The following is a 2251-nucleotide window of genomic DNA, read 5'->3' as shown; positions in this document are numbered from 1 at the left end:
TTCACCCGCGAATCGCGCAAGGACTTCATCAACAAGCTCATGGAGATTCTCAACCTCTGGGGCCAACCCCTTGGTATGAAAGAAGCGCAAGCCGTGGTGCGGACCTTTCACTCGCGCATCCTGCCCATGGTGCGCAGCCTGCCGGGCTTTGAGCGCCTGCAAGCCTTCGAGAACCTGAATTCGGGTTTTGAAGACGCTGACAGCAACCCCTTTGACCTGCGTATCAACGACGCCCAGCGCCAGCAGATGAATGCCTGCTATCACCGGTTGCAGGGGCAGCACCCGCGTTTCCGTGAGCTGATTGCGCCACTGGCGCGCCACGGGCTGCAGCTCAAGGAGCTGGAGCGCGATCATCCGGATGTGCAAAAACGCGTGGCCGTGACCGAACTGGCGGCCAAGCGCGACGAAGAACTCTGCGATGTGATCGAGGACCTGTGGTTTCGCGCAGGCGCCTGGCCAATCAAGGGCATTGAACCCAACCGCCAGACCGTGGAAATCAACGGTGCGCAATTTCACTGCCATGGCTACATTCCCGAGCTGGATGCCTGGGTGGTCCTGGGCTTCGACTCACGGGAAAACGCGCAGACCAGCCGGCCAAATTCGAAGTTGTCCGTGCGCGCAGAATGGGCGGTAAAGCGCACCTTGTTTCAAGCTTTCTGTCGTAAGCCTTTGATATGGCTAGATAGCTACGAATCATCAAAGCGCCTGCTAAGCAGTCTGGCCGGCGATGCCACCGCCGGCCCCGGCTTTGATTACAAGGTCAAAGGCGAGTTGGCTTCAGCGCCGCTGCTGGACAGTTTTGTGATGGCCGCCGGATTCATCGAAAACCTCGGCTTGGACGTACCCACCGCCGTTGGGCAGATGAGCTTCGCCAAGGATGACCCGGACCGCTTCTTCTTCGAAGCCCTGAGTATTTTCTGGAAAACCCTGGAAGATCACTTGCTGGACCAGTCGCCACCGATCATGACCTATAACCGGATGTTCTCGCTGTTTGGCGAAAACACCCCGGAAAATTTGAAGCTGCTGAGCGATCCGCTGCTGCGTCCCCTGTCGCACTTGATGATCGACGAGTTCCAGGATGTTTCGCCGCAAATTGTCTCGTGGATCCGTGCCAGCCTGCGCGAGATCCGCAGCCGTGGCCCGGCCATGCATGTGGGGCGCGGTGCCCAGCGCTCATCCTTGCTGTGTGTGGGGGATGATTGGCAGTCGATCTATGGCTGGCGCGGCAGTTCGCCCAAGTACTTCATGGAGTTCGACAAGGAGTTCCCATCGCCGTCGACCACCCGCGTGATGCTGGGCGAGAACTACCGCAGTCACCAGCACATCATCGATGCGGCCGAGCACATCGTGCGCGCCGCACCGGCGATTCCTGGCAAGAAGGCCAAGGCCAGTGGCGCACCCAAGCCATTGGTGCCGGTCAAGGTGTTGGGGCGCGACGATGCGGCATTGGGGCGGCAGTTGTCGGAGCACTATCAGAAGGGTGAATCGATCTTGATGCTTTATCGAAAAAGTAGCGATAAGCTATTGATTCAAGAGCATATTCAATCATTAGTTAATGTGGATTCTAGCTTGCCGCCCCAGGCGCGCAGGTTGAAGCAGTTGACCTATCACAGTGCCAAGGGGCTTCAGGCAGACGCGGTGTTTTTGCTTGGGGATTGCCAGCATGTCACCAGCTCGCCGTATAAAAACCAGGTGTACCGGATGGCAGGCTTGGGCAAGGCTGGCGACAGCGAACCCTATGACAATGCGCAAAGGGACGAAGTGCTGCGCCTGGCGTACGTGGGCATAACCCGCGCCGTGAGCCATTGCTACTGGTACGTGGAAAAGCCCGAAGGCCAGGCCGTGAATGTGCCCAGGGCCTCGGAGCGGGTGGATGGCAAGAAGGCGTTTTTCGATGATCAGCGCGTTTAGGCGCTGATCACTCAGGCCCGCAATGACACCGGCGGCACAAACGACTCCAGCTCATCCTCCACGGCCTCAATGATGCGCTCCACATCGGCAGCATTCATCACGGTGGCGCAGGGAATTCCGGCGATGGCGATCAGCGTCTCGCCGCTGGCTCGGTCGAACAATCGGGCGATCATACTGCCAGGCGCATCCATGCTGCCCTCGAAACCCATCGGATGAAAATGCCAGCGCATCAGCTGGCAGGCGTTGGGGAACGTCACTTTGTTCATGTTGCCCACCTTGTTCATTGAGCGCTTCCTTTAGCTCGCGGCAGGGGGCCAAGACCTTCACTGGTCGTGGCATC

General features: G+C 58.8%; 2 protein-coding genes. One reads left to right on the top strand and one right to left on the bottom strand.

What is annotated here, in order from left to right; all coding sequences use genetic code 11:
• A partial coding sequence (locus HX823_RS31515; RefSeq protein ID WP_177078548.1) for a UvrD-helicase domain-containing protein occupies nucleotides 1-1911 on the top strand: 1911 nt, incomplete at its 5' end.
• 11 nt (nucleotides 1912-1922) lie between these two features.
• On the opposite strand, the gene HX823_RS31510 is transcribed toward HX823_RS31515, so the two are convergent.
• Nucleotides 1923-2195, bottom strand: coding sequence for a DUF1652 domain-containing protein (locus HX823_RS31510; RefSeq protein ID WP_014718395.1), 273 nt, complete (start codon nucleotides 2193-2195; stop codon nucleotides 1923-1925).
• Between the last annotated feature and the right edge of the window lie 56 nt (nucleotides 2196-2251).

The sequence above is a fragment of the Pseudomonas sp. P7759 genome, from assembly GCF_013386445.1.
Taxonomy (GTDB): Bacteria; Pseudomonadota; Gammaproteobacteria; order Pseudomonadales; family Pseudomonadaceae; genus Aquipseudomonas; species Aquipseudomonas azotoformans_A.
Note: the sequence above shows the minus strand (reverse complement) of the source record. Positions and strands in the feature narration are given on the sequence as shown.